Below are 1,865 nucleotides of genomic sequence, written 5' to 3'. Positions count from 1 at the left end.
CGCGCAGCATCATGCTGGTGGTCAACTCCTCCCCCGTGCTCACCCCGGCCCAGGTCAACGACCCTTCGGCGGTGCCCAGCGAGGCCGACGCGGCCGTGGTCCACCGCATCCACACGCTGCTGACCCGGCAGTTCCTCGACCCGGCCGTGTACGGCACGTACCCGGAGGAGGTGCTGGCCGCGGCCGAGCGCAACGGCGGGACGGCCCACCTCCGGGACGGCGACCTCGAACTGATCAACGCCCCGATCGACCTGATCGGCGTCAACTACTACAACCCGTGCGTGGTCGAGTCGGGCCCCGGGCTGCCGGCCGACGCCGCCTGGCCGGGCTCGGAGGGCGTCAGGTTCGCCACGGCCGACGCGCCGACGACCGCGATGGGCTGGCCGATCGTGCCCGACGGCCTCTCCCGCCTGCTCGTACGGCTCTCGCAGGACTACCCGCGGGTCGGCCTCATGGTCACCGAGAACGGCGCGGCCTTCGACGACGTCGTGGAGCAGGGCCGGGTGCACGACGACCAGCGGGTGGCGTACCTGGACGGGCACCTGCGCGAGGTGCACAGGGCCATCGAGGCGGGCGCGGACCTGCGCGGGTATCTGCTGTGGTCGCTGCTGGACAACTTCGAGTGGGCCGAGGGCTACCGGCGGCGCTTCGGCATCGTCCACGTGGACTACGCGACCCAGGCCAGGGTGCTCAAGGACAGCGCGCTGTGGTACCGGGACGTGATCAGCAGGAACGGCCTGTAGATTTTTTCCGTGCTCTCCCTACTGGTGCAGTCATGAGACGCCCGACCCTCGAGGCGGTCGCCGCGCGGGCGGGTGTCTCGCGTGCCACCGCCTCCCGGGTGGTCAACGGGCAGACGACGGTGGCCCCCCACATCCGCGACGCCGTGCAGCGCGCGATCGACGAACTGGGCTACGTCCCCAACTCGGCCGCGCGCAGCCTGGTCACCCAGCGCACCGACTCGATCGCGCTGGTCGTCAGCGAGCCGGGCACCCGGGTCTTCTCCGAGGACCCGTTGTTCTCCACGGCGATCAGGTCGGCCTCCGTGGAGCTGGAGGCGATCAACAAGCAGGTCGTGCTGATGCTGGCGTCGTCGGCCAAGAGCCACGCCCGGGTGGAGCGTTACATCGCGGGCGGGCACGTCGACGGCGTCATGCTGCTGTCCATGCACGGCGCCGACCCGCTGCCGTCGGCGTTGTCGCGGCTGCGCGTGCCCGTGGTCTCGTACGGGCGGCCGGCCGTGCCGGTGGACATCCCGTTCGTCGACAACGACAACGTGGGCGGGGCGGAGGCGGGGGTGCGGCACCTGGTGGAGACGGGGCGGCGCAGGATCGCCACGATCGCCGGGCCACAGGACATGATCGCCGGGCAGGACCGGCTGGCCGGCTACCGCAACGTGCTGCGCGACTCCGACCGCCGTTCGATCGTCGCGGTCGGCGACTTCACCCGTGAGTCGGGGGCGATCGCCATGCGCCAGCTCCTCGGCGACGACCCGGCGCTCGACGCCGTGTTCGTGGCCAACGACCTGATGGCGGTCGGGGCGCTGCAGTCGTTGCGGCTGGCGGGGCGGCGGGTGCCCGGCGACGTGGCGGTGGTGGGGTTCGACGACATCGAGGCGGCCAAGTACACCGAGCCGCCGCTGACGACGCTCCGGCACCCGATCGCCGAGCAGGCGGCGGCCATGGTGCGGCTGCTGCTCAACCTCTTCGAGGGCGGGCCGACCGATCCGATCATCCTGCCCACGGAGCTGGTGGTCAGAGAGTCGGCCTAGGCTTGGTGGGATGATCTCCCGTCGCGTCCCCGGGCCCGCCAACGGGCCCGCCGAGGTGCCCGGCGTCCCCGGCGCGCTGGCCGTGGCCGTCGCG

2 protein-coding genes are annotated in these 1,865 nt (G+C 72.2%); both read left to right on the top strand.

Annotated elements, in window-relative coordinates; all coding sequences use genetic code 11:
• A partial coding sequence (locus ABD844_RS33480; protein ID WP_344886889.1) for a glycoside hydrolase family 1 protein occupies positions 1-743 on the top strand: 743 nt, incomplete at its 5' end.
• A 32-nt stretch (positions 744-775) separates the two neighbouring features.
• A complete protein-coding gene (locus ABD844_RS33475) occupies positions 776-1,771 on the top strand; it encodes a LacI family DNA-binding transcriptional regulator (protein WP_344886887.1) in 996 nt (331 codons plus the stop codon).
• The last annotated feature ends 94 nt before the right edge of the window (positions 1,772-1,865 follow it).

Source organism: Nonomuraea antimicrobica (assembly GCF_039536965.1).
GTDB lineage: Bacteria > Actinomycetota > Actinomycetes > Streptosporangiales > Streptosporangiaceae > Nonomuraea > Nonomuraea antimicrobica.
This window is presented reverse-complemented; position numbering and strand designations above follow the sequence as displayed.

Bases quoted from the DNA above. Each gene is read 5' to 3' on its own strand.
- ABD844_RS33475 (WP_344886887.1), top strand. From the start codon at position 776: ATGAGACGCCCGACCCTCGAGGCGGTCGCCGCGCGGGCGGGTGTCTCG.